Here is a 24,895-nt window from a genome sequence, read left to right on the forward strand (position 1 = left end):
CATCCTCTCGATAAGAGGATTCATACTTCACCATACTGATTTCTCGCCGCCGACTGAAAGGGGGGGGCGCCCGATCTCCACCGGGCGCCTCCCTTGGCCGTTCACCCGAACGTCTGCTCCATCTCCCGCCTGAACCGCACCGCCATCGCGTCGTCGTCGAACTCGACGTCCTCCCAGCGCACGGCCTGGCCTTCCTTCACGGCGCGCTTCAACTGCACCTTGTGCGCCAGTCCCAGCGGCAGATAGCCATCCGCCACCGACACGCGCGCCGGCACCAACTGCCCGTACACCGTATAGCCGCCTTCGCCGTCCAGCATCTGTCCGGCCTGCAGGTTGCGCTTGGCGGTGGCGACGACGTCGCCGTGCCAGCCGGCCGGCGAGCCAGTGGGCTCGCGCCGCAATCCGACGCTGGCCACGCTGATGCCCAGTTCCAGTCCGATCAGGTGATAGGGCTTGTACATGGCCGTGTAGTTGCCGCTGGGGTCGGTGACCAGGCCGTACTCGTTGAAGCAGCGCCGCACGTAGTCGCTGTCGCCGGCCAGCGTGACGTACACGCCCCAGCGCAAATCGCGGAACACCGGGCGTCCGTCGCGTTCCAGCGACGAGATCACCTCGACCTGGCCGCGATGATGCAGGATGCCGCCGTCCTCGCGCGGCCGCAGCACGCGCGCCAGGTCGTCCACGCCGCAAGGCGGGAAATGCAGGCCGGTGGGCGAGGGCGCCAGGCCGGTGGCGTTGGATACCGCGGCCATCTCGATGGCGCTCTTGGTGCCGTCCAGGAAGCTGTTGAACATCTGCGCGTTGAAGTCGCCCGCGGCCACCATTTCGTCGGTGAAGCCGTAGTACGGCCATACGGTGTCGGGCGTGGACGTATGGAACTCGGGCAGGTACTTGGTGCCCTTGCCGGCGGCCACGACCTCGAAGCCGCTGGTGCGGGCCCAGTCGACCATCTCGCAGATCAGCGCGGGCTGGTCGCCGTAGGCCAGCGAATACACGATGCCCGCTTCGCGCGCGCGCTTGGCCAGCAACGGCCCGGCCAGGGCATCGGCTTCCACGTTGACCATGATGATGTGCTTGCCATGCTCGCAGCAGGCCAGCACGTGGCGGATGCCGGCGGCCGGCTGGCCGGTGGCGTCGATGACGATCTCGACGCCGGGATCGGCAATGACCGACAGCGCATCGTCGCTGAAATACACCTTGCGGGACTTCACGGCCTCGTGGATGCTGCCCGCGTTCAGCGCGGCGGCGGGCCAGCCCACCTTGGTCAGCGCGGCGCGCGCGCGGTCGGGGGCCAGGTCGGCCACGGCCACCAGCCGGATGCCGGGCGTGCGCTGCGCCTGGCTGAGAAACATCGATCCGAACTTGCCGGCGCCGATCAGGGCCACGCGCAGCGGCTTGTCGTCGGCTTCGCGCTGCTTGAGCATGCGGTGCAGATTCATTGAACGGCCTCCTCGAGGGGTTCCAACGATGTGCGCGCGGCCGCCGGGGGCGTGCCGTGCTGCCAGGGCAGTTCCACAGGATAGTCCTTTCGCAGGCAGTCGTCCGGCAGGCATTCGATGGGCGCGAAATCACGGTGCGCGATCCATTCCACGCGCTTGTGCCGGCGGATGTGGTTCGAGACCGCGCACAGGCTCAGGTAGACGCTGACGCGGTTCCACGGGCTGAGATTCGACGTGGACGCGTGCACCAGACACGAATGGAACAGCAGCATCGACCCCGCCGGCCCCTTGGGCGCGACGATGCCGCCGTCGCGCCCGCCGGCCTTGTCGACCAGCGTGCGGATATTGTCGTTGTTGATGGTCCACAGCGGATAGCTGGTGGTGGTCAGGTCGTGGCCGGCCTCCAGCACGCCCATGCGGTGGCTGCCGGGAATGAACATCAGCGGGCCATTGAACTCGTTGACCTCGTCCAGGAAGATCGCCACGTTCATGGCGCGCGGCGTGGGCATCAGGTCGTCGTTCAGCCAGGTGCCGTAGTCCTGGTGCCATTGCCACACGTCGCCGTCGAAGGCGTTCTTGCCGTTGATCTTGAACTGGTGCATGTAGACCTGTTCGCCGAACAACTGCTCGACCGGCCGCACCATGCGCGGATGGCGCGCCAGCCGCGCGAAGGGCCCGCTGTACAGGTGCGCGGCGAAGTTGGTGCGCACCGCGCCGCCGTGTTTCTCCCGCACATTCTCGGGGCGGTCCTGGGCGTACAGGCGGGGCACCTCGTCGGTCAGCCTGGCGATTTCCTCGGGGGAAAACAGGGCGGGAAAGAACAGGAATCCGTCCCGGTCGAACTGTTCGAGTTGCGCTTGGCTCAGTTGCATCGTCGTCTCCGTATGACAGGCCGGCTGGCGCCGGCTTCTGAAAGCGCCGGCACAGGGGCCGGCAGATGGGATGCTGTCTGCTGCGGGGAACTGCAAAGCTGCGATGTCGCGGTGCTGTACGGCCGGATGCCGCTTGATGGGAACTGCGGTGGTCTTGCCGCGATGCGCTGCGACCCGATGCCGTGTGGAAGTCAGTGTTGCGTGTTCAGTGGTGCTGCCGCGGCGCCATCCTTGTGGGGACGCGGCGGCGGTCTCGTTGCGTGTCCATCACGCCGCCGCGCGCTGCGCCAGTCTGGGCAGCAGGCCTTCCGCGGCACGGATGGCATGATGGCGGGCCAGCGTCGCCGCGAGACCGGCGTCGCCGGCATTGATGGCCGCCACGATGGCGGCGTGTTCATCCCACAGCCCGGCGCGCACCGCCGCAGGCTTCAGCACGGCCGACATCACGCGTTCCAGGTGGCCCCATTGCGGCTCCATCAGCGCGGCCAGCAGGCGGTTGCCCGAGGCTTCGTAGATGGCGCGGTGCAGTTGGGTATCGGCCGCGATCAGCGCCGGCATGCGCGCGCGCCGCAAGGCCGCCAGGCCCCGCTCGACCAGCGAATCCGGCAGCGGCTCGGCCACGCCCGCGTGGATGCGTTCGGCGGCCAGCCGCGCGGCCAGCGCATCGATCTCGGCGCGAAGCTGATAGAACTCGTGCACCACCTGTGGATCGAGCGGGGCCACCTGCAAGGTGCCGCGCCCATCGGCGCGCACGGCAAGGCCGTCGCGCTCCAGCTGCGCCAGGGCCTGCAGCACGGGTTGCCGCGAGATGCCGAAACGCGCCGCCAGGTCCTCCTGGCCCAGGCGCGACCCAGGCGCCAGCGAGCCGCCGATGACGGCTTCCCGCAGTTCGAGATAGACGGTTTGCACCAGGTCTCCCGGTGCGGGCAGAGGTTTCAGCATGGCGGTCCTTCGGCCGGTTTCTGTATTCAGAATACAGAACTGGGCATGCCGCGTCACGCTGCGGCGCGTCATGCCCCGGCGCGATCGAGCGATCAGCCGTCCGATGCGTACAGTTCGCCCGCCAGCACGTTGCGCCAGTTGCTCCATGTCAGGCGGGGGCGGCCGGTTTCGTGGCGGTTGTAGGGCGCGTCATAGAGGATGTGGCGCCAGCGCGGCCGCGCGGCGCCTTCGATGCGCGGCTTGTCGTCGATCAGCAGATCGCCTTGCACCAGCGTCTTGTCGCGCGTCAGGATCAGGCGCTCGGTGGCGGGACGCCCCAGGTGGCGTTCGATCCACTGGTATTTCTCGGCCACGCAGTTTTCGTACTGCCGCAGCGGCGACGAGCAGATGCGCACGTCCATGCCCAGGGCTTGCAGCTCGCGGAATGCCTCGACGGCGCCGGGCACGGGCGGCAGGCTGCTGATGAAACCGGGGGCGGTGTAGAGGGCCTCGGCCTGCGCGCGCAGTTCGGGGGGATAGTCTTCCAGCAGATGGAAGGACTTGCGATTCTCGAAATCCACGGGGGCGATCTCGGGGTAGCGCTGGCGCCACGCCGCGAGAAACGCATGTTCGAAATCGGCCAGCACGCCGTCCTGGTCCAGCAATATCAGCATGATCGAAACCCTGGGAAGTCGTGGCGATTGTGCCACGCCGCCGAGGCGGGCACGGCTGTGAAAGTCCATTGCTGATCCGGCCCTTTAAAAAGCGCCAGCGTTTAAGAATGCTTATTGCTATCATTCGCCGTTTCGGCTCGTACCCGGCCGTCACCGGGCCACTGGCCCAGTCCTGACCGCCCCGAGGACGCCGTGTCTTCCTTTTCCGCTCCCGCCACATCAGTGCAGGCCTTGTACGAAGGCAATCATGGTTGGCTGCACCAATGGCTGCGCCGCCGGCTGGCGTGCAGCGACGACGCGGCCGACCTGGCGCAGGACACGTTCGTGCGCGTCCTGCAGAAGCCCGAGGAACTGCCCAGCCTGCGCGAGCCGCGCGCGTATCTGGTCACCATCGCGCGGGGCCTGGTCAACGACCTGTGGCGCCGCCGTTCGCTGGAAAGCGCCTGGCTGGAAGCCCTGGCCGCGCTGCCCGGGCAGGCCGCGCCGTCCCCCGAAGAACAACTGGCCATGTGGCAGGCGCTGCAGGAACTCGACCGCATGCTGGCCGGCCTGGCGCCCAAGGCACGCGAGGTCTTCGTGCTGTCGCAACTGGAGGGTTTGAGCTACGCGCAGATCGCCGAACGCCTGGGCTTGAGCGACCGCACCATCAAGCGCTACATGGCGCAGGCCTTCGAGCACTGCCTGGTGGTGATGGACTGAATGCGCACGATGCACCGTCAGACCGCGCCGGCCATGGACCCTGGCGTGATCCGCCAGGCGGCCCGCTGGCTGGCCCTGCTGCATTCGGGGCAGGCGGCGCAGGCGGATCACGATGCCTGCCGGCGCTGGCGGCAGGCCGATGCCGCCCATGAGCAGGCGTGGCAGAAGGCCGAGCGCCTGAGCCTGCAGTTCGGCGCCGTGCCCGCCTCGGTGGGCGTGCCCGTGCTGGCGCGCCAGGCACGCGTCAACCGCCGGGCGGCGTTGAAGACGCTGGCGCTGCTGGGCGGCACGGTGTCCGCTGGCGCGCTGGGATGGCGCCTGGCGTCCTGGGGACACCTGGCGTCCGACTACCGTACCGCTACGGGCGAAAGCCGCGACCTGCTGCTGGACGATGGCAGCAAGCTGGCCCTGAACACCGGCACGGCGCTGGACGTGCGCTATTCCAACGAGGAAAGACTGATCCGGCTGCAGCAAGGCGAGATCTATGTGCAGACCGCGCCCGATGCCGCCGGGCGCGCGCGTCCCTTCCTGGTGCAGACCCGGCATGGCCGCCTGCGTGCCCTCGGCACCCGTTTCGTCGTCCGGCAAGTGGGCGGAGAGCAGGACGCGACCTGTCTCGAGGTGCTGGAGCATCGCGTGGAGATCTCGCCGCAGGGCGGGGCGGCGCCGGTGGTGCTGGCGGCCGGCCAACGCGCCTGTTTCACGTCGGCGTCCATCGAGGCGCCGCGTGCCGTGGCGCCTGCCCCGGCCGTGGGCGTCGAACCCGGCGCGGCGCCTGGCTGGACGCGCGGCGTGCTGTATGCCGACCGCACCCGCCTGGCGGACTTCCTGCAGGAACTGTCGCGCTATCGCCCGGGCATCGTGCGGTGCGATCCGGCGGTGGCGGGCCTGCGCCTGTCGGGCGTATTCCAGCTGGCCGATACCGACCGGGTGCTGGACATCGTGCAGCAGACGCTGCCGGTGCGGGTGGTGCGCCGCACGCCCTACTGGATCACCGTGGCGCCGGCCGCCGGCTGATTTTTACAATTTCCCCTGTCCCTTTCGATGCCGCTCGTTCGGCATGGCATCCGAACGAAGCAACCGCGCATGCAAAGGAAAGGGAAAGTGGCATTGCAATCCAAGCAGATCACCGGGCCGAGGGCGACGCGCCTGGCCGTGGCCGCCGCGTTGGCGCTGTCAGCCGCCGGATACGCATCCGGCGCCGTGGCGCAGCAAGCATCGGCTGCGCAGCAGGCCCAGGCCCGCAGCTATGCCATTGCCGCGGGCCCCTTGTCCGACGCTTTGTCCGCCTTTGCCGGCCAGGCCGGCATCACGCTGTCGTTCCGTCCGGAGCAGACCGATGGCCGCGCCAGCCCGGGGCTGCGCGGCAGCTTCACCGTGGAAGAGGGGCTGGCGCAGCTGCTGCAAGGCAGCGGACTGCGCGCGGTGCCACACACCGACAACGGCTATGTCCTGCAAGGCAATGTGCCTGCCACGGCGCCGGCCGTGCCGGTCGGGACAAGTAGCGGCCCCGCCACGCTGGAGGCCATCCAGGTCAGCGGCAGCTGGCTGGGCACTGGCCTGCAGAACAGCGTGCGCAGCTTCGGCGGCGCGCGCACGCTGGTGCAGTTCAACGAGATCGAGCAAAGCGGCGCCACCAACGTGTCCGACGTGCTGCGGCGCGTGCCCGGCGTGCAGATCAACGGCAGCACCAGCGCCGCGGGCAGCTCGGTCGGCCTGCACGTGGGCGTGCGCGGCCTGTCGGGCCGCAATTCGTCGCGCTCGACAATGCTGATCGACGGCATTCCGCTGGCCATGGCGCCGTATGGCCAGCCGAATCTGGTGATGGCGCCGGTCAGCCTGGCCAACATCGAATCCATCGACGTGGTGCGCGGCGGTGGCGCGGTGCGCTACGGTCCGCAGAACGTGGGCGGCATCATCAACTTCAAGACGCGCGCCATTCCCGCCGAACCGGGCCTGACGGGCGACGCGACGCTGCGCTACAACCTGTTCGGGGAAGGCGGCGGCAACGCGCAGTACAGCACCTTCATCGGCAGCCAGTTGGACAACGGTTTCGGCCTGGCGGTGCTGTATTCGGGCATGGATGGCAAGCAGTGGCGCGACGGCAGCGACGACACCTACAACGACCTGGCGCTGAAGTGGCGCCATGAAGTGACGCCGACGTCGGAGGTGTACGGCAAGTTCTCGTACTACGACGTGAAGTCGATGACGCCGGGTGGCCTGACGCAGGCGGAATACCGCGACGATCCGTTCCAGAACACGCGTCCCACCGATTACTGGAAGGGCGAGCGCAAGGGCCTGGACGTCGGCTACCTGAACACGATCTCGGACACGCAGGAGTTCGAGGTGCGGGCCTACCACTACAACAGTTCGCGCGAGAGTTCGCTGATCAACGTGGCGGCGGGCCGCAACGACTTCCAGCCGCGCAGCAACCAGGTGACGGGCATCGAGCCACGCTATACGCAGCGCTTCGAGGCGGGCCCGACCACGCACGACGTCACCGTGGGCTACCGGTTCATCCGTGAAACCGGCGAGGACAAGCGCTACAACACCTTGCTGTCCAATGGCCGCGCCAGCGCCGCCACGGTGTTCGTCAACGGCACGCGCGCCCATTCGGTCTACATCGACGATCGTATCGCCTATGGCGATTGGCGCGTGACGCCGGGCGTGCGCTACGAGCGCATCGACAGCGACCGGCATCAGCAGGGCACGTCGGACGAACCGTTCGAGCAACGCAACCGCAAGGCGCTGCCATCGCTGAACATCGCCTACCTGGTCAATCCCAATCTGACGCTGTACACCAACTACAACACTTCGTTCGGCGCGGTGCAGTACACGCAGCTCAATTCGATGTCGGCCACGAACCCGCTGCGTCCCGAGATCGCCAAGACGGTGGAGGCGGGCACGCGCTGGTCCGGCAAGCAGATGCGCGCCGAGTTCACGGTGTTCAACCTGCGCTTCGACAACCAGATCCTGTCCATTCCCGGCACCAATCCCGCCGTGTTCCGCAACCTGGGCGCCACGCAGCACAATGGGGTGGAGTTCGCCTGGGACTACGATTTCGACCGCGCCGGACCGCTGGCCGGCTTCAATGTGTACGCCAACTACACGTACACGCGCGCCATCCAGAAGTCCGGCGAAGACCAGGGCAAGGAGGTGCCGTTCAACTCGCGCCAGACCGGCACGCTGGGGGCGCGGTACGCCGTGCGCGCCTGGACCTTCGACCTTTCCACCACGATGCAGAGCGGCCACTACACCGATGCCGCCAATACCGAGGAAGAGTCGGCCAACGCCATGGTCGGCCGCGTGCCGGGCTTTTCCGTCTGGAACTTCCAGGCTGGCTGGCAGATTCCGAACGCACCCGGCAGCAGCATTGTGGCCGGCGTGAACAACCTGCTGGACCGCCGTTACTACACGCGCAACACCGACAGCGACGGCGGCCGCATGGTGGGCGCGCCGCGCATGTTCTACCTGCAGACGCGCCTGGCGTTCTGACCGGGCACGATGCAAGCCCGCCTGCGCGTCCTGTGGCTGACCTGCCATCGCTGGATGGCGCTGACGCTGGGGTGGCTGCTGATCGTGGCTGGCCTGACCGGGGCGCTGCTGGCGGCGGCGCGGCCGTTGGACGAGTGGCTGCATCCGCGGTATTTCGTGGCGTATGGCGCCACGGCGGACAGCAACATCCCGCGCGCCGGCGCCGGGCCGGGCTTCGTATCTCTGGACGAGGTGCGGCAGTCCATCCAGGCCGCGTTCGGTTCGGACATTGCGATGACCATCCGGCCGCCCCGCGCGCCCCATGAAACCCTGCAGGTGCTGGTGCGCGGCGCCTGGCGAGGCACGGTTTATATCGACCCCGCCAGTGGCGTCGAGCAAGGCCGCCGCGGCGAGGGCGAGGGTTTCGTCAACACCCTGTTCCGCCTGCACAGCGCACTGTTGATGGACACCACGGGCAAGGCTCTCCTGGCCTGGGCCGCGTTGACTTATCTGCTGTTGCTGATAATCGGCCTGGTGCTGTGGTGGCCGAAGCACTGGCCACCCAGGCTGCGCATCGAACTGCGCAAGGGCCTGCTGCGTGGATTGTTCGACGTGCATCGAACAGGCGGTGCGGTGTTGGGCCTGGTGCTGGCCGTTTCAGTCGCCACGGGCGCTTTCATGGCGTGGCGGCCTATCGGCGGATGGATCAATGCGTGGGTGGGTTCCACGCCGGTCGCCATGCCTGTGCTGCACGGCGATCCCGCGCCCTCATTGCCCCTGGATACCCTGGTCGCGCGTGCCCAGGCTGTCTATCCCGATGGGCGGGTCGGCTACGTGATGCTGGCAGCCCAGCCGAACCGGCCGGTGCGCATCCGCATGCGCCTGGCCGATGAGCCGCATCCCAATGGCGTGTCGACGATCTGGATGGATCCGCGCGACGGCGCGATCCTGTCCGCGCAGCGCTGGAGCGAGCTGGATACGGCTGGCCGCCTGAATGCCTTCATCTATCCCCTGCATACCGGTGAGCTGGGCGGCGTGCCGTTGCGGATCGTGACCGGTCTCGCGGGATTGGTGTTGGGAGTATTGGGGATCAGTGGCGCATGGTTGTGGTGGCGACGCAGGCAACTGCGCCGGCCCTGGCCTGGATAATGATAGGTGTATCCGGGCCGGAAGTAGGGATCTTGGCGCGCAAGCCCGGCCATGTGAGGGCGCTGCCATGCGCCAGCCCGATGCCCAGCGCCTATCGCCGCCGGTTCAGCGGGCCGGCGGCGATAGGCAGCGGCCGCATTGGCTGCGTGACGCTACGCGTCGGCGCTGCGCGCCAGCACCCGGTAATGCGCCGCACCGTTCTCCGGCTCCGACGACACCAGCACGTAATGCCGATAGGCCCACGGCACGGGTTCGGCGGGTGGCGCGGGAAGTGAACTGCAATCGGCCTTGCGCAGCAACGTGGCGTGCGGCCGGAAGGGCCTGGGCTCGCGTTGCCAGCCCAGGGTTTCCAGCGCCGTCCACAAGCGGTCATTCAGTGCATGCAGGGCGCGTATGTCGGATTCCGCCTTGTGGGGCAGGCTCATGTCGGACGCATCCACACCGGACGTGCCTGCATCATGCGTATCCAGGCCGGACCTATCCAGGCCGGGACACGCATGCACGATCCCCTGCTTCGGAAACGTGCCGTAGCGCGACAGCAGGATTTCCCCGGCCTCGATACGGTCCCCGCGGGTATGCGCGACCAGCGCCGCGACCTGCTCGTGCGTGGCCTGGCCCAGAAAGGCCAGCGTCACGTGCAGCGTATCGGGCCGCATCAACCGCCCGCCGCAATGCGCGTGGGCGCGTGCCTGCCAAGGCAGCAGGGCGTCCAGGGCGCGGGCGTCCGGCCACAGGGCGAAGAAGATGCGCAGCGAGTCGCGCGAGCCAGAAGAAGCGGGGCAGTCTGTCATGCCGCTCAGCTTAACCGCCCCGCAAGGAAGCGCCACAAATGAAAAGGCCGGCACGGTTGTCGCCCATGCCGGCCTTCCCGATGCCGCCGCATTGCGCGGCGGCTATTCCAAAGCGCTTTACTGCACTGCCACCTGTTGCGACGGCGCCTGCTCGGCGCGCGGCGCAAGTTCCGGCAACGGCGTGTCCCAACCGCCACCCAGTGCGCGGATCAGGTTCACGGTGGAACGCGCGCGCTCACCGTTCAACTGCACCGACGCACGCTGCTGCAACAGCACCGAGCGGTCGGCCTCGATCACGTCCAGATAGCTGATCGAGCCTTCCCGGTATTGCGTCTGCGACAGCTTGGCGGCGCGGGTCGACGCTTGCAGCGCGGCTTCCTGCGCTTCGGTCTGGCCGCGCAGCAGGCGCAGGTTGGACAGGTTGTCTTCGACTTCGCGGAAGGCGGTCAGCACCGTCTGGCGGTAGTTGGCCACGTCTTCCTCGTACACCGCGCGGGCGCGGTCCACGCCGGCCTGGCGGCGGCCGCCGTCGAAGATCGGGATCGACAGCGCCGTGCCCACCAGCGGGCCCAGCAGGAACGTGCGGCTGGACCACTGGAACAGGTTGCCCAGTTCCGAGGACTCGAAGCCGCCCGCCGCCGTGATGTCCAGGCGCGGGAAGAACGCGGCCTTCGCCACGCCGACACGGGCGTTGGCGGCGGCCATGGCGCGCTCGGCCGCGGCGATGTCGGGACGGCGTTCCAGCAGCGTGGACGGCAGGCCCGCCGGCACGTCGATGGCCACCCGCGACAGGGGCTGCGACGGCATGTCGAACTCGGCCGGCGCCTTGCCCAGCAGCACCGCCAGGGCGTGCTCGGCGGCGCTGCGCTGGCGCTGCACGCCGGCGGCGTCGGCACGGGCCGATTCCAGCTCGGCGCGCGAGCGGGCCAGGTCCAGCTCGCCGATGTCGCCGGCGTCGTAGCGCTGCTGGATCAGCTTGAGCGAGGCGCCGCGCAAATCGACCGTCTGGCGGTAGATCTGCAGTTCCGCGTCCAGTTGGCGAACCTGGAAGTAGCCGGTGGCCACGTCGGCCTGCAAGGCCAGCAGCACCGAGCGGTACAGCGCGGCGCTTTGCTGCGCGTCCGCGTTGGCGGCTTCCACGCTAGACGAGACTCGGCCGAACAGATCGACCTCGTACGACACCGATGCCTGGGCGCGCCACAGCGTGCTGGTGCTGGCCGGGCCGTCGTCGCGCAGGCCCTGCGAGGCCGGCGAGACGCGCTGGCGCGACGGGCCGATGCCGGCATCCAGGTTCGGGTACTGATCCGACCGGGCATCGCGCAGCAGGGCGCGGGCCTGCGACAGCGCGCGCGGCGGCGCTGCAGCGTCTGGTTGGCCTGCAGGGCCTGCGCCTGCAGGGCATCCAGCGTCGGGTCGTTGAAGACCTTCCACCAGTCGCCGCGCAGGGCGTCCTCGGACGGCCTGGCGGCCTGCCAGTTGCCGGCCTCATGGCCGGCCAGCGAGGTGTCGGCCTTCTGTGCTTCCTTGAAGGCGGCCGGGGTCGAGACCTCGGGCCGGTGGTATTCGGGGCCCACCGCGCAGCCCGCCAGCGTCAGCAAGAGGGCAAGCAGGGCGGAGCCGCGTGTGATGGTATGCGTCATGGCTGGCTCCTTAGTCGGCTTCGGCAGGGTGGTGATGGATCGTCGGCGCGGCGTGCGGGCTGGCGCTGTGCAGCGGGCGCTTGCCCAGCTTGCGCAGCAGCACGTAGAACACCGGCGTCAGGAACAGGCCGAACAGCGTCACGCCCAGCATGCCGAAGAACACGGCGATACCCATGGCCTGGCGCATTTCCGCACCGGCGCCGGAAGACAGCACCAGCGGCACCACACCCATGATGAACGCGATGGACGTCATCAGGATCGGGCGCAGGCGCAGGCGGCTGGCCTCGATGGCGGCCTGCAGCGGCGTGCTGCCGCCCATCTCGAGCTCCCGGGCGAACTCCACGATGAGAATGGCGTTCTTCGCGGACAGCCCCACCAGCACCATCAAGCCGATCTGCGTGAAGATGTTGTTGTCGCCGCCGGTGAAGTAGACGCCGGTCAGGGCGGCCAGGATGCTCATCGGCACGATCAGGATCACCGCCAGCGGCAGCGTCAGGCTTTCGTACAGCGCGGCCAGCACCAGGAACACCAGCAGCACGCTGATCGGGAAGACCCACAGGCCCGCGTTGCCGGCCAGCATCTGCTGGTAGGCCAGGTCGGTCCACTCGATCTGGAAGCCGCGCGGCAGCGTTTCCGCGGCGATGCGCGCGGCCGCTTCCTGAGCCTGGTTGGTCGAGAAGCCGGGGCCGGGGCCGCCGTTGATGTCGGCGGCGGTGTAGCCGTTGTAGCGGACCACCATTTCAGGGCCGAAGCTCTGCTTGACCGTGACCAGCGACGACAGCGGCACCATCTCGCCCGAGGCGTTGCGGGTCTTCAGTTGCAGGATGTCCTCGGGATGGGCGCGGAACTGCGCGTCCGCCTGGGCCCGCACCTGGAACACGCGGCCGAAACGGTTGAAGTCGTTGACGTACACCGAACCCAGGTACACCTGCATGGTGTCGAACACTTCGGTCACCGGCACGCCCAGCTGGCGGGCCTTCACGCGGTCCAGGTCGACGTCCAGCTGCGGCACCGCGATCTGGTAGTTCGAGAACGTGGGGCCGAGCTCGGGCGTCTGCGCGGCCTTGGCCACGAAAGCCTGGGTGGCGCGGTCCAGCGCTTCATACCCTTGCGCGCCACGGTCCTCGATCTGCAGCTTGAAGCCGCCCAGCGTGCCCAGGCCCAGGATGGGCGGGGGCGGGAAGACCGCCACCGTCGAGTCCTTGATCGAGGCGAATTGCTGGTTCAGGGCGCCGGCGATGGCATTGCCCGACAGCTCGGGGGTGGTGCGCTTGTTGAAGTCGTCCAGCGTGACGAACACGATGCCGGCGCTGGAGCTGTTGGTGAAGCCGTTGATCGACAGGCCCGGGAAGGCGATGGCGCTCTTCACGCCAGGCTGCTTCAGGGCGATGTCGCTCATGCGGCGGATCACGTCCTCGGTACGGTCGAGCGAGGCGCCGTTGGGCAACTGCGCGAAGCCGATCAGGTACTGCTTGTCCTGTGCCGGAATGAAGCCGCCCGGCAGGATGTTGCCGATCAGCACGGTCAGGCCCAGCAGCACGGCGTAGACCAGCATCGAGCCGCCCTTGCGCTTGACCACACCGCTCACGCCGGTGGCGTAACGGTCGGACGCGCGGTTGAACGAGCGGTTGAACCAGTTGAAGAACCGGCCGAACAGCTTGTTCATCACGCGGGTCAGCGCATCGGGCTTGTCGTGGTGGCCCTTGAGCAGCATGGCCGACAGGGCGGGCGACAGGGTCAGCGAGTTGAAGGCCGAGATCACCGTCGAGATGGCGATGGTCATGGCGAACTGCTTGTAGAACTGGCCGGTCAGGCCCGTCATGAAGGCCAGCGGCACGAACACGGCGCACAGCGTCAGGGCGATGGCGATGATGGGCCCGCTGACTTCCTGCATGGCCTTGTACGTCGCGTCTCTGGGCGACAGGCCCTCGCTGATGTTGCGTTCGACGTTTTCCACCACCACGATCGCGTCGTCCACCACGATACCGATGGCCAGCACCATGCCGAACAGCGACAGCGCGTTGATGGAGTAGCCGAACATCAGCAGCAGCCCGAAGGTGCCGATGATGGACACCGGCACGGCCAGCAGCGGGATGACGGACGCGCGCCAGGTCTGCAGGAACACGATCACCACCAGCACCACCAGCGCGATGGCTTCGAGCAGCGTGTGCACCACGGCCTCGATACTGGAACGCACGAACTGCGTGGGGTCGTACTCGATGCGGTATTCGACCGACGGCGGGAAGTCCTTGGACATCTCGGCCATGGCGGCGCGCACCTGGCTGGACACGTCCAGCGCGTTCGAGCCCGGCGACTGCATGATGCCCATGCCCACCGCCGGCTTGTTGTCCAGCAGCGAGCGCAGCGCGTATTCCTGCGAGTCCAGCTCGACCCGGGCCACGTCGCGCAGGTACGTGACGGCGCCGTCGGACGAGGTCTTCAGGATGATGTCGCTGAACTCTTCGGCGCTTTGCAGGCGGCCCCGGGCGTTGACCGAGAACTGCATCGGCACGTCGTTGGGCGAGGCGCCGATGGTGCCGGCCGCGACCTGCACGTTCTGCTCGCGGATGGCATTGACCACTTCCATGGCCGTCATGCCGCGCTGCGCGACCTTCTGCGGATCGAGCCAGACGCGCATCGAGTAGTCGCCCGCGCCCCACACCGTGACTTCGCCCACGCCGGAAATGCGCGACAGGCGGTCCTTCACGTTGATGACCGCGTAGTTGCGCAGATAGGTGGCGTCATAGCGGTCGTCGGGCGAGATCAGGTGCACCACCAGCGTCAGCGTGGGGGAGCTCTTGACCGTGGTGACGCCCAGGCGCTGCACGTCCGGCGGCAGGCGCGGCAGGGCCTGCGCCACGCGGTTCTGCACCAGTTGCTGCGCCTTGTCGGGATCCACGCCCAGCTTGAAGTACACCGTCAGCGTCAGGTTGCCGTCGCTGTTGGCCTGCGACTGCATGTACATCATGTCTTCGACGCCGTTGATCTGCTGTTCGAGCGGCGAGGCGACGGTTTCGGCGATGACCTTGGGGTTGGCGCCAGGATATTGCGCCCGCACGACGACGGACGGAGGGACCACTTCCGGGTACTCGGAAATGGGCAGCTGGAACATGGCCAGGAGGCCTCCCAGCAGCACCAGAACCGACAGCACGCCTGCGAAGATCGGCCGGTCGATGAAGAATTTGGAGATATTCATTTCTTTGTATTCCGAACAGTCGGCGCCTTACTTCAGGCTCGCCGATGCGGTCTTGACGGCGTCCGGCGCGGTGTCCATGGACACCAGGTTGGGCGCGACCAGGTCGCCGGGGCGCACGCGTTGCAGGCCGTTGACGACGATGCGCTCGCCGGCCTTCAGGCCGGACTCGACCACGCGCAGCGGGCCCACGTTGGCGCCCAGCTTCACTTCGCGGTAGTTGGCGTGGTTGTCATCGCCCACCACCAGCACGAAGCGCTTGCTCTGGTCGGTGCCGATGGCGCGTTCGTCGATCAGCACGGCCTGGTAAGGGGCGCTGCCGCCCAGGCGGACGCGGGCATACAGGCCGGGCAGGAGGCTGCCGTCCTTGTTGTCGAACACGGCGCGCACGCGGATGGTGCCCGAGGTCGGATCCAGGCGGTTGTCCACCGACTGCACGGTGCCTTCGCGCGAGTAGCCGTCTTCGTTGGCCAGGCCCAGTTGCACGGGCACGGCGCCGCCGCTGGCGCGGGCAGGATTGACGTAGCGCAGGAAGGTCTGCTCGTCCACGTCGAACGAGGCGTACAGCTGCGCCACCGACACCAGCGTGGTCAGCGGCACCGACTGCGCGCCGGCCGACACCACGTTGCCCACGGTGACTTCGGCGCGCGACAGGCGTCCGTCTACCGGCGCGACGATGCGGGTGTAGCCCAGGTTGATCTTGGCCGTGTCCAGCGCGGCCTGAGCGGCCTGCAGATTGGCCGAGGCCTCGCGGGCGGCGTTTTCCTTTTCTTCGAAGTCGCGGCGGGCGATGGCGTTCTCGGCCATCAGGCGCTTGCCGCGCGCCAGGTCGGACGCCGTGTACGACACCCGGGCGCGGGCGGCGGACAGTTGGGCGGCGGCGCGGTCGACCTCGGCCGCGTAGGGGCGCGGATCGATGGTGAACAGCGGGTCACCCTTCTTGACCAGGGCGCCGTCCTTGAAGTGCACCTGGGTCAGGGTGCCCGAGACCAGCGGGCGGATATCGACGCGGTCGATGGCTTCCAGGCGGCCGGAGTAGCGCTGCCAGTCGACGATCGAGCGGGTGAAGGCGGGCGCGACGTCGACCGCCGCGCCAGCGGGCGGCGCGGACTGGGCCTGTGCGGTACCCGTCCCCGTGGAGGGGCCGAATACTGCGTAGCCGCCGCCGGCGGCGGCCAGCGCGGTCGCCAAAGCAACCGCGGCAAAACGGGGACGAATAGCCGTCATGGCATTTCCTTGAGATCGGTGGGGAGAAACCTGGCCCGGAGACTGGCGTGCTGCAGGGGATGACGCCGCTGCTGCAGTGCAACAGCCGGAGCGGTTTCTTCTGGACGGTGAGATTCTGGTGGCTTTGACGGTTTGGATAAACAGTGTTTTCGTGGCAACACTAGTCGAACCTGCCGAACAATCCACGGCCGTTCCGCGTTATGCTGGCGTCACTCCGTTTTTCCGGGAATACCCATGGATCGCTTCCAAGCCATGCAGGTCTTCGTGCGCGTCGTAGAAGCAAACAGCTTCACGCGCGCGGCCGATGGGCTGGCGCTGCCACGCACCACCGTCACCACGATCATCCAGAACCTCGAACGTCACCTGGGCGTGCGCCTGCTGAACCGCACCACGCGCCGCATCAGCCTGACGCCCGATGGCGCCGCCTACTACAAGCACAGCACCCGCATCCTGGCCGAGGTCGAGGAGACCGAAGCCTGCCTGCAGGATGCCGCGTCGCGTCCGCAGGGACGCCTGCGGGTCGACGTGCCGCCAGCCATCGGCAATCAGATCCTGATCCCGTCGTTGCGCGAATTCCACACTAAATACCCCGACGTCGAGCTGGTCATCGGCTTGTCCGACCGTCGGGTCGACCTGGTGCAGGAGGCCGTCGACTGCGTGATCCGCGGCGGCCTGCTGGAGGATTCCAGCCTGGTGGCGCGCCGCATCGGCATCCTGCAATCGGTCACCTGCGCCTCGCCCAGCTACCTGTCGCGCTACGGCATGCCGCGCGACCTGGAAGACCTGCAGCGCCATCAGGCGGTGCACTATTTCTGGGCGTCGGGCCGCAATTGCAACTGGGATTTCGTGGTCGACGGCAAGGAACAGCAGGTCGACGTGCCGGGCGTGGTCTCCGTCAACGACTGGATGGCCCATCTGAAATGCGGCGTGGAAGGCTTCGGCATGATCCAGACCGCCCGGTTCATGGCCTTGCCGCACCTGCTGAGCGGCGAGCTGGTCGAAGTGCTGCCCCAGTGGCGTCCCTCGGCCGTGCCCATTTCGCTGCTCTACCTGCAAAGCCGCCAGCTGTCGCCCAAGGTTCGTGCCTTCTCCGACTGGGTGGCCGGATTGTTCGCGGGTTGCCCGCTGCTGAACGGCGGCGACGAGAACGATCTGGACGGTTCGAACTGCCATCGCCGTCCGCAGGCGCCCGAACTCACGCCCCAGGCCGTGCAGGCCGCGCGCCTGAACGTGCCGATGGATGCGCCCGAGTTCGTGATGTAAGCATTGTCCGGCCCGCCGCCTGGCGGGCCGGTTTTCCCTGGCAGGGGGGCCTTCGGGCCAGCCCTGCGCGGGCGCCACTTCCCGCTGGGCGCATTCAACCTGTTGCGGGCGTGCTGCGCGCCATGGCGGGAACCGCGGTGGGGCAGGTTATCCAAACCCGGTATATTCCGAAGTCCGGGCCGAACCTCCTCGAAAGTGGTCTATGCAGACAGTCCTCCCCGCTTCGCTGATCGCCCGCTGGTTGTTGCTGCTGGTGGTACTGGCAGGCTTGTACTTCCTCAGCGGTTTCCTTGTGCCCGTGCTGGCCGCGTTGATCATCGGCCTGGCCACGTGGCCTCTATACAAGCGCCTGTTGCGGCGATGCGGCGGCAGCACTCCCATTGCGGCCACCATCGCCCTGCTGGTGGTGCTGCTGGTGCTGGTCGCGCCCATCTCCTTCGCGCTCAGCTATGCGGTGAAGGAAGCCAGCCATCTTTTCGCCTGGGCGCTCGAGGTCAACCGGCATGGCATGGCCGCGCCCAACTGGATCCTGGCGCTGCCCGTGGTCGGCGAACAACTGGCGGTGTATTGGCAGAACTACCTGGGTGCGCCGCACGCGCTGGGTGAAATGGTCCAGGCCGTCAGCGGCGAGCACCTGGGCAACATCTACCGCATGGCGCTGTCGGCCACCGGCAACGTCTTCCAGCTGCTGCTGACGGTACTGTTCATGCTGATCACGCTGTTCTTCGTCTACAAGGACGGCGGCCGCATCCTCGACCAGCTGGACATCCTGGGCGAGCGCATCCTGCCGGCGCGCTGGCAGCGCTTCTCGCGCGTGGTGCCCGCCACCGTCAGCTCCACCGTCACCGGCATGTGCCTCATTGCGCTCGGCGAAGGCGTGGTGCTGGGCATCGCCTACTGGGTCGCCGGCGTGCCGTCGCCGGTGCTGTTGGGCGTGGTCACGGGCTTCATGGCCCTGATTCCGGGCGGCGCGCCGCTGTGCTTCACCCTGGTGTCGCTCTACCTGGTGGGTTCCAACCACATGGTGGCGGGCGTCGCCCTGTTCGTCTGGGGCACGGTCGAATTGTTCATCGTGGACAAGACCCTGCGTCCGCGCCTGGTGGGCGGGCCGGTCAAGCTGCCGTTCCTGCCGACCTTTTTCGGCCTGGTCGGCGGCGTCAAGACCATGGGCATCGTGGGGCTGTTCGTCGGGCCGGTGCTGATGGCGCTGCTGGTGGCGATCTGGCGCGAATGGGTGCGCAACGTCACCCAGGAGCGCGACGAGGAACGCCTGCGGATCGAAAGAAACGCGTCCTCCGACTGACCTGCCGTCACAGGAGTATGCTTGCGAGGGGACGCGATGCGTCCCCGCCGGTTTCCAGGGGCCATTCGCCTTCTCCGGCGCGCCAATGAGGAAATAGCAAGATGTCCGGGCCTACGGTTGCCGAACAGGTCGCCACCCTGCGCGAGCAGGGCTTTGTGGTGGTGCGCGGGTTTGCCGCCGCCGATGAATTGCAGGCACTGCGCGAGCTGTCGCAGCGCCAACTGGAACAGGCCGCCGCGCCTGTCGAATACGAGGCCGACCTGCAATACCCCGGCGCGCCGGCCTCGCGCCAGGCCGAGGGCGGCCACACGGTGCGGCGCCTGCTCGACGCCTACGGCCGCGATCCCCTGTACCGCCAATGGGCCACCTCGCCCCGTATCGCCGGCTGGCTGCGCGCCTGTTTCGGCCGGCAGCCCGTGCTGTCCACCGCGCACCACAACTGCGTGATGACCAAGCATCCCCGTTTCGGCAGCCTGACGGGCTGGCACCAGGACATCCGCTACTGGTCCTTCAGCGCCGAGAACCTGGTGTCGACGTGGCTGGCGCTGGGCAACGAGCACGCCGACAACGGCGGGCTGTTCTTCCTGCCGGGCTCGCACGCGGCCACCTTCCAGCCCTCGCAGTTCGACGGCGCCAAGTTCTTCCTGAAGGACCTGCCCGAAAACCAGCCGTGGATCGAGCGGGCGGTGTGCCCCGACCTGGAGCCGGGCGACGTGGTGTTCTTCCATTGCCGTACGCTGCATGCGGCGCGGGGCAACGCCAGCGATCGCGTGAAGCTGTCGCTGGTGCATACGTATTACCCCAGCGATACGAAGCCGCTGCCGGGCACGCGCTCGTCGTCCAAGGTGGATATTCCGCTGGCTTGACTGCCGGCTGGGCGTCGGCGTCCAGCGCACCAGAACCAGCCCCGCGATGGGCGATCACGATGCATGGCTGCGCCAAATCAGTGCTGCGCATTCAGCCTTGGCGCGACGCATTTCCGCGCCTGCCTCGCTGTCGTGATCCCATCCATCCCGTGTCTTGATGCTTCCACCCAGCACGTTCCGTGCTGGCTGTTTGATTGCGCCAAGTTGGCATGAGATTTGCTTGATCCTGCTCAGTTGCGAAAACGTATCCACGCATCAACTGATCCAGACCATGCTGAACTTGCCCATGACGTCGCTGCAAGGTTCGACCGCGGAAGCGGACGCCTATCAGCACATCCATACCGCGATCAGGCTGGGGGAATACCCCGCCGGCATGCGCCTGAAACCCGAAGACATCGCCACGCAGATCGGCACCAGCCGTATGCCCGTGCGGGAAGCATTGCGCAGGCTGGAAACGGAAGGGCTGGTGACCATACGCCCCAATCGCGGCGTGGTCGTGGCCGGCCTGGACATGGAGGCCATGCGCGAGGTCTTCGAGATGCGCGCGGTGCTCGAAGGGTTGGCCGTGCGCCTGGCGGTGCCGCGCCTGACGCCGACGGTGCTGCGCGATCTGGAAGAGCAACTCGCAAGGATGGACAACCTGGCCGAAAGCACGCCCGATTGGACGGGCAGCCATCGCGCCTTTCATGAGCATCTGTGCGGCATCGCTCGCCAGCCCCGGCTGCTGCGCCAGATCGCCAGCCTGAACTCGCTGGTCGAGCCGTATATGCGCGATTGGATCAAAGCGTCTGGCCGTCCCGGCGCCCGTGAGCACCACCAGACCCTCATCGACGCCCTCAGAAGCGGCGACCCCGTGCATAGCGAGATCGTCATGCGGCGGCACGTGCTGGCCACCATCGATGACCTCGCACGCTATTTCTCTTTCCCTACGCAAGGAGCTTCCGCATGACCACGCCCGACTACAAGTCGCAATTGGCCGCTGCCCTGGCCGTGAAATTTCAACGCCGCGGTTTCCTCAAGGCAGCAGGCGCGGCGATCGGCCTGGCCAGCGCCGGCGTGATGGGACTGGGCAGCGCAAGCGCCATGGCCCAGCCGGGGCCTCGCAAGGGAGGCACCCTTACCCTGGGTTGGCTCGATGCGATCGATACGCTGGATCCGCATTTCACGATGTCCGGGGGATCGATCAAAGTCCTGAACAACGTATTCAACGGCATCCTGAAAGTGGCCTATGACGGCAAGCAGGTGAGTTTCGCGCCGGACCTGGCGCAGAGCTGGGACATGATCGACGAGAAGACCCACGTCTTCAAGCTGCGGCCCGGCGTCAAGTTCCACAACGGCGATCTCTGCAATGCCGAGGCGGTGAAATGGAGCCTCGCCCGTGTGGCGGACCCGGCGGTCAAGTCGCCGCATGCCTGGAAGTTCGCCGACCTGGATGGCATCGACGTGGTCGATGAGCTGACGTTGCGGCTGCGCTTCAAGCAGCCGTTCGCCTTCCTGCCCGTGGCGCTGACCGGCAGCACAGGCCGCGCGGGCACCATCGTCAGCAAGCGAGCGGTCGAGCAGCACGGCCAGGCGTTCGGTCGCAACCCCGTGGGTACCGGACCGTTCAAGTTCATATCCTGGAAAGAGAACGACAGCATCGAACTGGTGCGCAATCCCGACTATTTCGAAGCCGGCCAGCCGTATCTCGACAAGGTGGTGATCCGGCTGTTGAAAGAGCCCAGCGCGGGCGTGGCCGCGTTGATGTCGGGCCAGGTCGATGGCCTGTCCGTCTGCCCGTTCCAGTTCATCCCCCAACTTCGCCAGCGAGCCGATCTGCAAGTGTTCGGCCAGGTCGAAGGCAACTATTCCTTCCTGGGCATGAACAACAAACGCGCGCCGTTCGACGACCTGGCGTTGCGCCAAGCCGTGTCGTTCGCCATCGACCGCAACGTGATCGTGCAGCAGAGCTACTTCGGCGAGGCCATTCCCGCTTATACCTGCATATCGCCGCCGATGACGGACTTCTACGATCCGAACATCGCCAAGAGCGGCCGTGGCCAGTTCTTCGATCTGGAGAAAGCCAAGGCGTTGCGCGCCAAGTCGCGCCACCAGGGCGAACTGAACCCGGTCTACATCGTGACCGACGGCTTCACGGGATCGGGCGGCATGGGCACGCGCAACGCCCAGCTCATCGCGCCCATGCTGGCGCAGATCGGGATCAAGCCCAAGATCGAACTGGTCGACCGCGCGGTATGGGCGCAGCGCCGCAACGCGGGTGATTTCGATCTCTACGACGAGGCATGGATCGCCGACCTGGACCCGGACGAAACCATCACGCCCGAATGGTCCACCGGCAAGCCGTGGAATTTCGTGGGCTACAGCAATCCGGCCTTCGACAAGGCCGCCGCCGCCGCCGGACGGACCATGGATGTCGCACAGCGCCGCAAGCTCTACATCGAGGCCGAGGACGTTCTGATGGCCGATGCGCCGCTGGCCGTCCTGGCGCACATGAAGGTCTTCAAGATTCTGTCCAGCAAGGTCAAAGGATTCGAATACATTCCCGCCGACCTGCTCAACCTGCACACTGTCTGGCGGGCCTGACATGGCCCGTGCGCGCTGGCTGGGCCAGACCGCCGGGGCATTGGCGCAGACGGCGCTGGTGCTGCTGGTGGTCTCGGTCATCAGTTTTTCCTTTCTCAAGGCCACGCCAGGCGATCCGGTCACGGTGATGCTGGGTTCCGATTTTTCCCGGGACTCCTATGACAAGCTCTACCACGACCTGGGCCTGGACCAGCCGCTGCCCGTGCAGTATGGGCGCTGGCTGGCGGATTTCGTGCAAGGCAACTGGGGGCTGTCGTACGTCAGCCGCCAGGACATCTTCGAGCTGGCCATCCATCAGGCGCTGCCTGTCACGCTCACGCTGGCGGGCCTGTCGCTGCTGATCGCGCTGGCCGCTGGCGTGCCGCTGGGCGTGGCCGCCGCCTTGCGCCGCAACAGCTGGGTCGATCTGCTGGCCAGCGGCGCGGCCATCGGCGGCAATGCCTTTCCCAGTTTCTACCTGGGCGTCGTGCTGATCTGGCTGTTCAGTGTGTCGCTGGGTTGGTTTCCCTCCATGGGGTATGTCTCGCCCTGGGATGATCCGGCGACCGGGCTGTGGCATCTGGCCCTGCCGGCGATCACCCTGGGCGCCTGGTACATGGGATTGATCGCATCGGTGACGCGCACCAGCCTGCTCGACGTGCTGGACCAGCCTTACATGATGGCGGCCCGCGCGCGCGGGGAGCCCATGTGGCGCGTGGTGTGGGTGCATGGCATGCGCAATGTGCTGATGCCGCTGGTCACGGTGATCGGCCTGCAGTTGGGCGGCATGCTGCGCGGCGCGGTGATGACCGAGGTCGTCTTCACGTTGCCCGGCCTGGGCATGATGATCACCACCGCCGTGCAGACCCGGGAGTACGGCGTGGTCCAGGCCGGCATCATGATCACCGCCTTGCTTTTCATCGGCGTCAATTTCCTGGTGGACCGTACCTACGCATTGCTGGACCCGAGGTTGCGCAATCATGGCCGCTGATCCGTTCGTCCTTGGCGCGGCGCGCGCGCGCTTTCTCGGTGCCCAGCGCGCATGGCGCCTGCTGCGGCGCCAGCGCAAGGCGATGGCGGGCGGCGCCATCGTGCTGGCATTCGCCCTGCTGGCCGTGTTCGCGCCCCTGATCGCCACCCATCCGCCGACCGGGCAGGATTTCATGGCCATGATGCAGGGGCCCTCGCCGCAGCATTGGTTCGGCACGGACTCATTCGGCCAGGACATCTTCTCGCGCCTGCTGTACGGCGCGCGCTCGGCCTTGTGGGTCGGTGCCGCGTCGGTCGCGCTGGGGCTGCTGGTCGGCGTGCCTCTGGGCATCTTCGCCGGCCTGCGGGGCGGGCGCACCGAATGGACGTTGATGCGGCTGGTCGATGGCTTGCTGGCGTTTCCCGAACTCATCATGGCCATGGCTTTCATGGCTGTCTTCGGCCTGGGCATGGCCAACGTGATCTACGCGCTGGCACTGTCGTTCGTCGGACCGTTCGCGCGCACGGTGCGCGCCGACGTGCTGCAGATCAAGTCGCGGCCTTATGTGGAAGCGGCGAGGTTGATGGGCGTGCCCGAGCGGGACATCATCGTGCGGCACATCCTGCCCAATATCGTGTCGCCGATCCTGATACAGGCGGGCATGCGCATCTCCATCGCCATTCTTCTCGGGTCGGGGCTGTCGTTCCTGGGCCTGGGCGTGGCACCGCCCACGCCCGATTGGGGTCTGATGATCGCCGAGGGGCGGGGGTTCGTCATGATGGCGCCCTGGATGTCCGGCGTGCCCGGCCTGGCGCTCGCCATTCTGCTGGTCGGGCTGAATCTGCTGGCGGAAGGCCTGCGCGATGCGCTGGACCCGCGCACCCGGGAGCGATGAGATGCGCCGCGACATGATGCATGTGGACCGTTTTACGCTGCGCCGCGCAGGCATGGCCGTGCTCGACGACGTCAGCATCCGCCTGCCCGAGGGCGCCACATTGGCCTTGATCGGTGAGTCGGGCGCGGGCAAATCCACGTTGGCCTTCGCCGCGATGGGCCTGTTGCGTCCGCCCGAGGTCGGGATCGAAGGCCGGCTGGACATTGGCGGGGACGACATCGTGCGGGAGTCCGAGCGGCGGCTGCGCGGCTTGCGGGGCTCGCGCATGGGCCTGATATTCCAGGATGCGTCCTCGGCGCTGAATCCCTGTTATACCGTGCTGGCGCATTTGTCCGAGCCGTTGCGCAGGCATAAGGGGCTGTCGCGCCAGGCGTGCCGAGCGCGCGCCGCCGAGCTGCTGGACAGCGTGGGTATCGCCGATCCCCAGGCGCGTCTGGCGGCGTATCCGCACGAACTGTCCGGCGGCATGCAGCAGCGCGTCATGATCGCCATCGCGCTGGCGTGCGAGCCGCGCTTGCTGATCGCCGACGAGCCCACCAGCGCATTGGACGTGACCATCCAGGCGCAGATCATGGCGCTGATCCTGGCGCGCGTGCGTGCACTGGGCGCCTCTGCCGTCTTCGTGCTGCACGATCTCGCGCTGGCCACGCAGGTCGCGGACCAGGTGGCGGTGATGTACGGCGGGCAGATCGTCGAGCAAGGACCCTGCGCGCAGGTGCTGGGCAATCCGCGCCATCCGTACACCATGGGCTTGCGCGCCAGCGCGATCGAGTTCGGCGCGCAGCGGCTGCAACCCATTCCGGGCGTCGTTCCGGCGCTTGCCGAGATGCCGGCCGGATGCCGTTTCGCGCCGCGCTGCCCGCTGGCCACCGCTCGTTGCAACGAGCGTCCCCCCGCACGGCAGGAAGGCGAGATCACGCTGGCCTGCTGGCATGCGTGATGCCGGATTCGCCCATG

The 24,895-nt window shown here is 67.4% G+C and carries 19 protein-coding genes and 1 pseudogene; 12 read left to right on the forward strand and 8 right to left on the reverse strand.

Features of this window, described 5'->3' with window-relative positions; translation table 11 throughout:
• Nucleotides 1-101: 101 nt before the first annotated feature.
• The 4 genes from A6745_RS08105 to A6745_RS08120 all read right to left on the reverse strand — a co-directional run bounded on the left by A6745_RS08105 (nucleotide 102) and on the right by A6745_RS08120 (nucleotide 3,906).
• Nucleotides 102-1,439 (reverse strand): NAD(P)H-dependent oxidoreductase, encoded by a 1,338-nt coding sequence (locus A6745_RS08105; RefSeq protein WP_066125511.1) that lies wholly within the window; start codon nucleotides 1,437-1,439, stop codon nucleotides 102-104.
• A complete protein-coding gene (locus A6745_RS08110) occupies nucleotides 1,436-2,311 on the reverse strand; it encodes a phytanoyl-CoA dioxygenase family protein (RefSeq protein ID WP_066125513.1) in 876 nt (291 codons plus the stop codon). The genes A6745_RS08105 and A6745_RS08110 overlap by 4 nt, the downstream gene beginning before the upstream one ends.
• Before the next feature lie 267 nt (nucleotides 2,312-2,578).
• Nucleotides 2,579-3,253 (reverse strand): GntR family transcriptional regulator, encoded by a 675-nt coding sequence (locus tag A6745_RS08115; protein WP_066125515.1) that lies wholly within the window; start codon nucleotides 3,251-3,253, stop codon nucleotides 2,579-2,581.
• A 92-nt stretch (nucleotides 3,254-3,345) separates the two neighbouring features.
• Complete coding sequence (locus A6745_RS08120; protein WP_066125517.1) at nucleotides 3,346-3,906, reverse strand: 5'-3'-deoxyribonucleotidase; 561 nt, start codon at nucleotides 3,904-3,906, stop codon at nucleotides 3,346-3,348.
• A gap of 192 nt (nucleotides 3,907-4,098) precedes the next feature.
• On the opposite strand from A6745_RS08120, the gene A6745_RS08125 reads away from it, so the two are divergent.
• The 4 genes from A6745_RS08125 to A6745_RS08140 all read left to right on the forward strand — a co-directional run bounded on the left by A6745_RS08125 (nucleotide 4,099) and on the right by A6745_RS08140 (nucleotide 9,228).
• Nucleotides 4,099-4,605 carry a sigma-70 family RNA polymerase sigma factor gene (locus A6745_RS08125; RefSeq protein WP_066125519.1) on the forward strand — a complete coding sequence of 169 codons (507 nt, stop codon included), beginning with the start codon at nucleotides 4,099-4,101 and terminating at the stop codon, nucleotides 4,603-4,605.
• A gap of 9 nt (nucleotides 4,606-4,614) precedes the next feature.
• Complete coding sequence (locus tag A6745_RS08130; protein WP_066125879.1) at nucleotides 4,615-5,622, forward strand: FecR domain-containing protein; 1,008 nt, start codon at nucleotides 4,615-4,617, stop codon at nucleotides 5,620-5,622.
• 87 nt (nucleotides 5,623-5,709) lie between these two features.
• The gene (locus tag A6745_RS08135; protein WP_231885935.1) at nucleotides 5,710-8,100 is read left to right on the forward strand and encodes a TonB-dependent siderophore receptor; all 2,391 of its coding nucleotides are present in this window, start codon (nucleotides 5,710-5,712) and stop codon (nucleotides 8,098-8,100) included.
• A gap of 9 nt (nucleotides 8,101-8,109) precedes the next feature.
• Entirely contained in the window at nucleotides 8,110-9,228 is a 1,119-nt protein-coding gene (locus A6745_RS08140; protein ID WP_066125525.1) for a PepSY-associated TM helix domain-containing protein, read from the forward strand.
• 152 nt (nucleotides 9,229-9,380) lie between these two features.
• Here the strand turns inward: A6745_RS08140 and A6745_RS08145 are convergent, their stop codons facing one another.
• From A6745_RS08145 to A6745_RS08160, 4 genes and pseudogenes are all read right to left on the reverse strand, one after another.
• Nucleotides 9,381-10,019, reverse strand: coding sequence for a 2'-5' RNA ligase family protein (locus A6745_RS08145; protein WP_066125529.1), 639 nt, complete (start codon nucleotides 10,017-10,019; stop codon nucleotides 9,381-9,383).
• A gap of 117 nt (nucleotides 10,020-10,136) precedes the next feature.
• Nucleotides 10,137-11,659: pseudogene (locus A6745_RS08150) on the reverse strand (efflux transporter outer membrane subunit).
• Nucleotides 11,660-11,669: 10 nt separating this feature from the next.
• Nucleotides 11,670-14,855, reverse strand: coding sequence for an efflux RND transporter permease subunit (locus A6745_RS08155; RefSeq protein WP_066125531.1), 3,186 nt, complete (start codon nucleotides 14,853-14,855; stop codon nucleotides 11,670-11,672).
• Between the two features lie 27 nt (nucleotides 14,856-14,882).
• Nucleotides 14,883-16,079, reverse strand: a complete 1,197-nt coding sequence (locus A6745_RS08160) for an efflux RND transporter periplasmic adaptor subunit (RefSeq protein ID WP_066125533.1) — start codon at nucleotides 16,077-16,079, stop codon at nucleotides 14,883-14,885.
• 234 nt (nucleotides 16,080-16,313) lie between these two features.
• Here A6745_RS08160 and A6745_RS08165 point away from each other — a divergent pair, with 234 nt between their 5' ends.
• From A6745_RS08165 to A6745_RS08200, 8 genes are all read left to right on the forward strand, one after another.
• Entirely contained in the window at nucleotides 16,314-17,342 is a 1,029-nt protein-coding gene (locus tag A6745_RS08165; RefSeq protein WP_066125535.1) for a LysR family transcriptional regulator, read from the forward strand.
• Nucleotides 17,343-17,544: 202 nt separating this feature from the next.
• Nucleotides 17,545-18,645, forward strand: a complete 1,101-nt coding sequence (locus A6745_RS08170; RefSeq protein WP_066125537.1) for an AI-2E family transporter — start codon at nucleotides 17,545-17,547, stop codon at nucleotides 18,643-18,645.
• A 101-nt stretch (nucleotides 18,646-18,746) separates the two neighbouring features.
• Entirely contained in the window at nucleotides 18,747-19,511 is a 765-nt protein-coding gene (locus tag A6745_RS08175) for a phytanoyl-CoA dioxygenase family protein (protein ID WP_066125539.1), read from the forward strand.
• 271 nt (nucleotides 19,512-19,782) lie between these two features.
• Nucleotides 19,783-20,460 (forward strand): GntR family transcriptional regulator, encoded by a 678-nt coding sequence (locus A6745_RS08180; RefSeq protein WP_066125882.1) that lies wholly within the window; start codon nucleotides 19,783-19,785, stop codon nucleotides 20,458-20,460.
• Nucleotides 20,457-22,094 carry an ABC transporter substrate-binding protein gene (locus tag A6745_RS08185; protein WP_066125541.1) on the forward strand — a complete coding sequence of 546 codons (1,638 nt, stop codon included), beginning with the start codon at nucleotides 20,457-20,459 and terminating at the stop codon, nucleotides 22,092-22,094. Before A6745_RS08180 ends, A6745_RS08185 begins: the two co-directional genes overlap by 4 nt.
• A gap of 1 nt (nucleotide 22,095) precedes the next feature.
• Nucleotides 22,096-23,064: an ABC transporter permease gene (locus A6745_RS08190; protein WP_066125543.1), complete on the forward strand. Its 969-nt coding sequence runs from the start codon at nucleotides 22,096-22,098 to the stop codon at nucleotides 23,062-23,064.
• A complete protein-coding gene (locus A6745_RS08195; protein WP_082852950.1) occupies nucleotides 23,054-23,938 on the forward strand; it encodes an ABC transporter permease in 885 nt (294 codons plus the stop codon). Before A6745_RS08190 ends, A6745_RS08195 begins: the two co-directional genes overlap by 11 nt.
• Before the next feature lie 13 nt (nucleotides 23,939-23,951).
• Nucleotides 23,952-24,878, forward strand: a complete 927-nt coding sequence (locus tag A6745_RS08200) for an ABC transporter ATP-binding protein (RefSeq protein WP_197488114.1) — start codon at nucleotides 23,952-23,954, stop codon at nucleotides 24,876-24,878.
• The last annotated feature ends 17 nt before the right edge of the window (nucleotides 24,879-24,895 follow it).

The organism is Bordetella ansorpii (assembly GCF_900078705.1).
GTDB lineage: Bacteria > Pseudomonadota > Gammaproteobacteria > Burkholderiales > Burkholderiaceae_B > Bordetella > Bordetella ansorpii_A.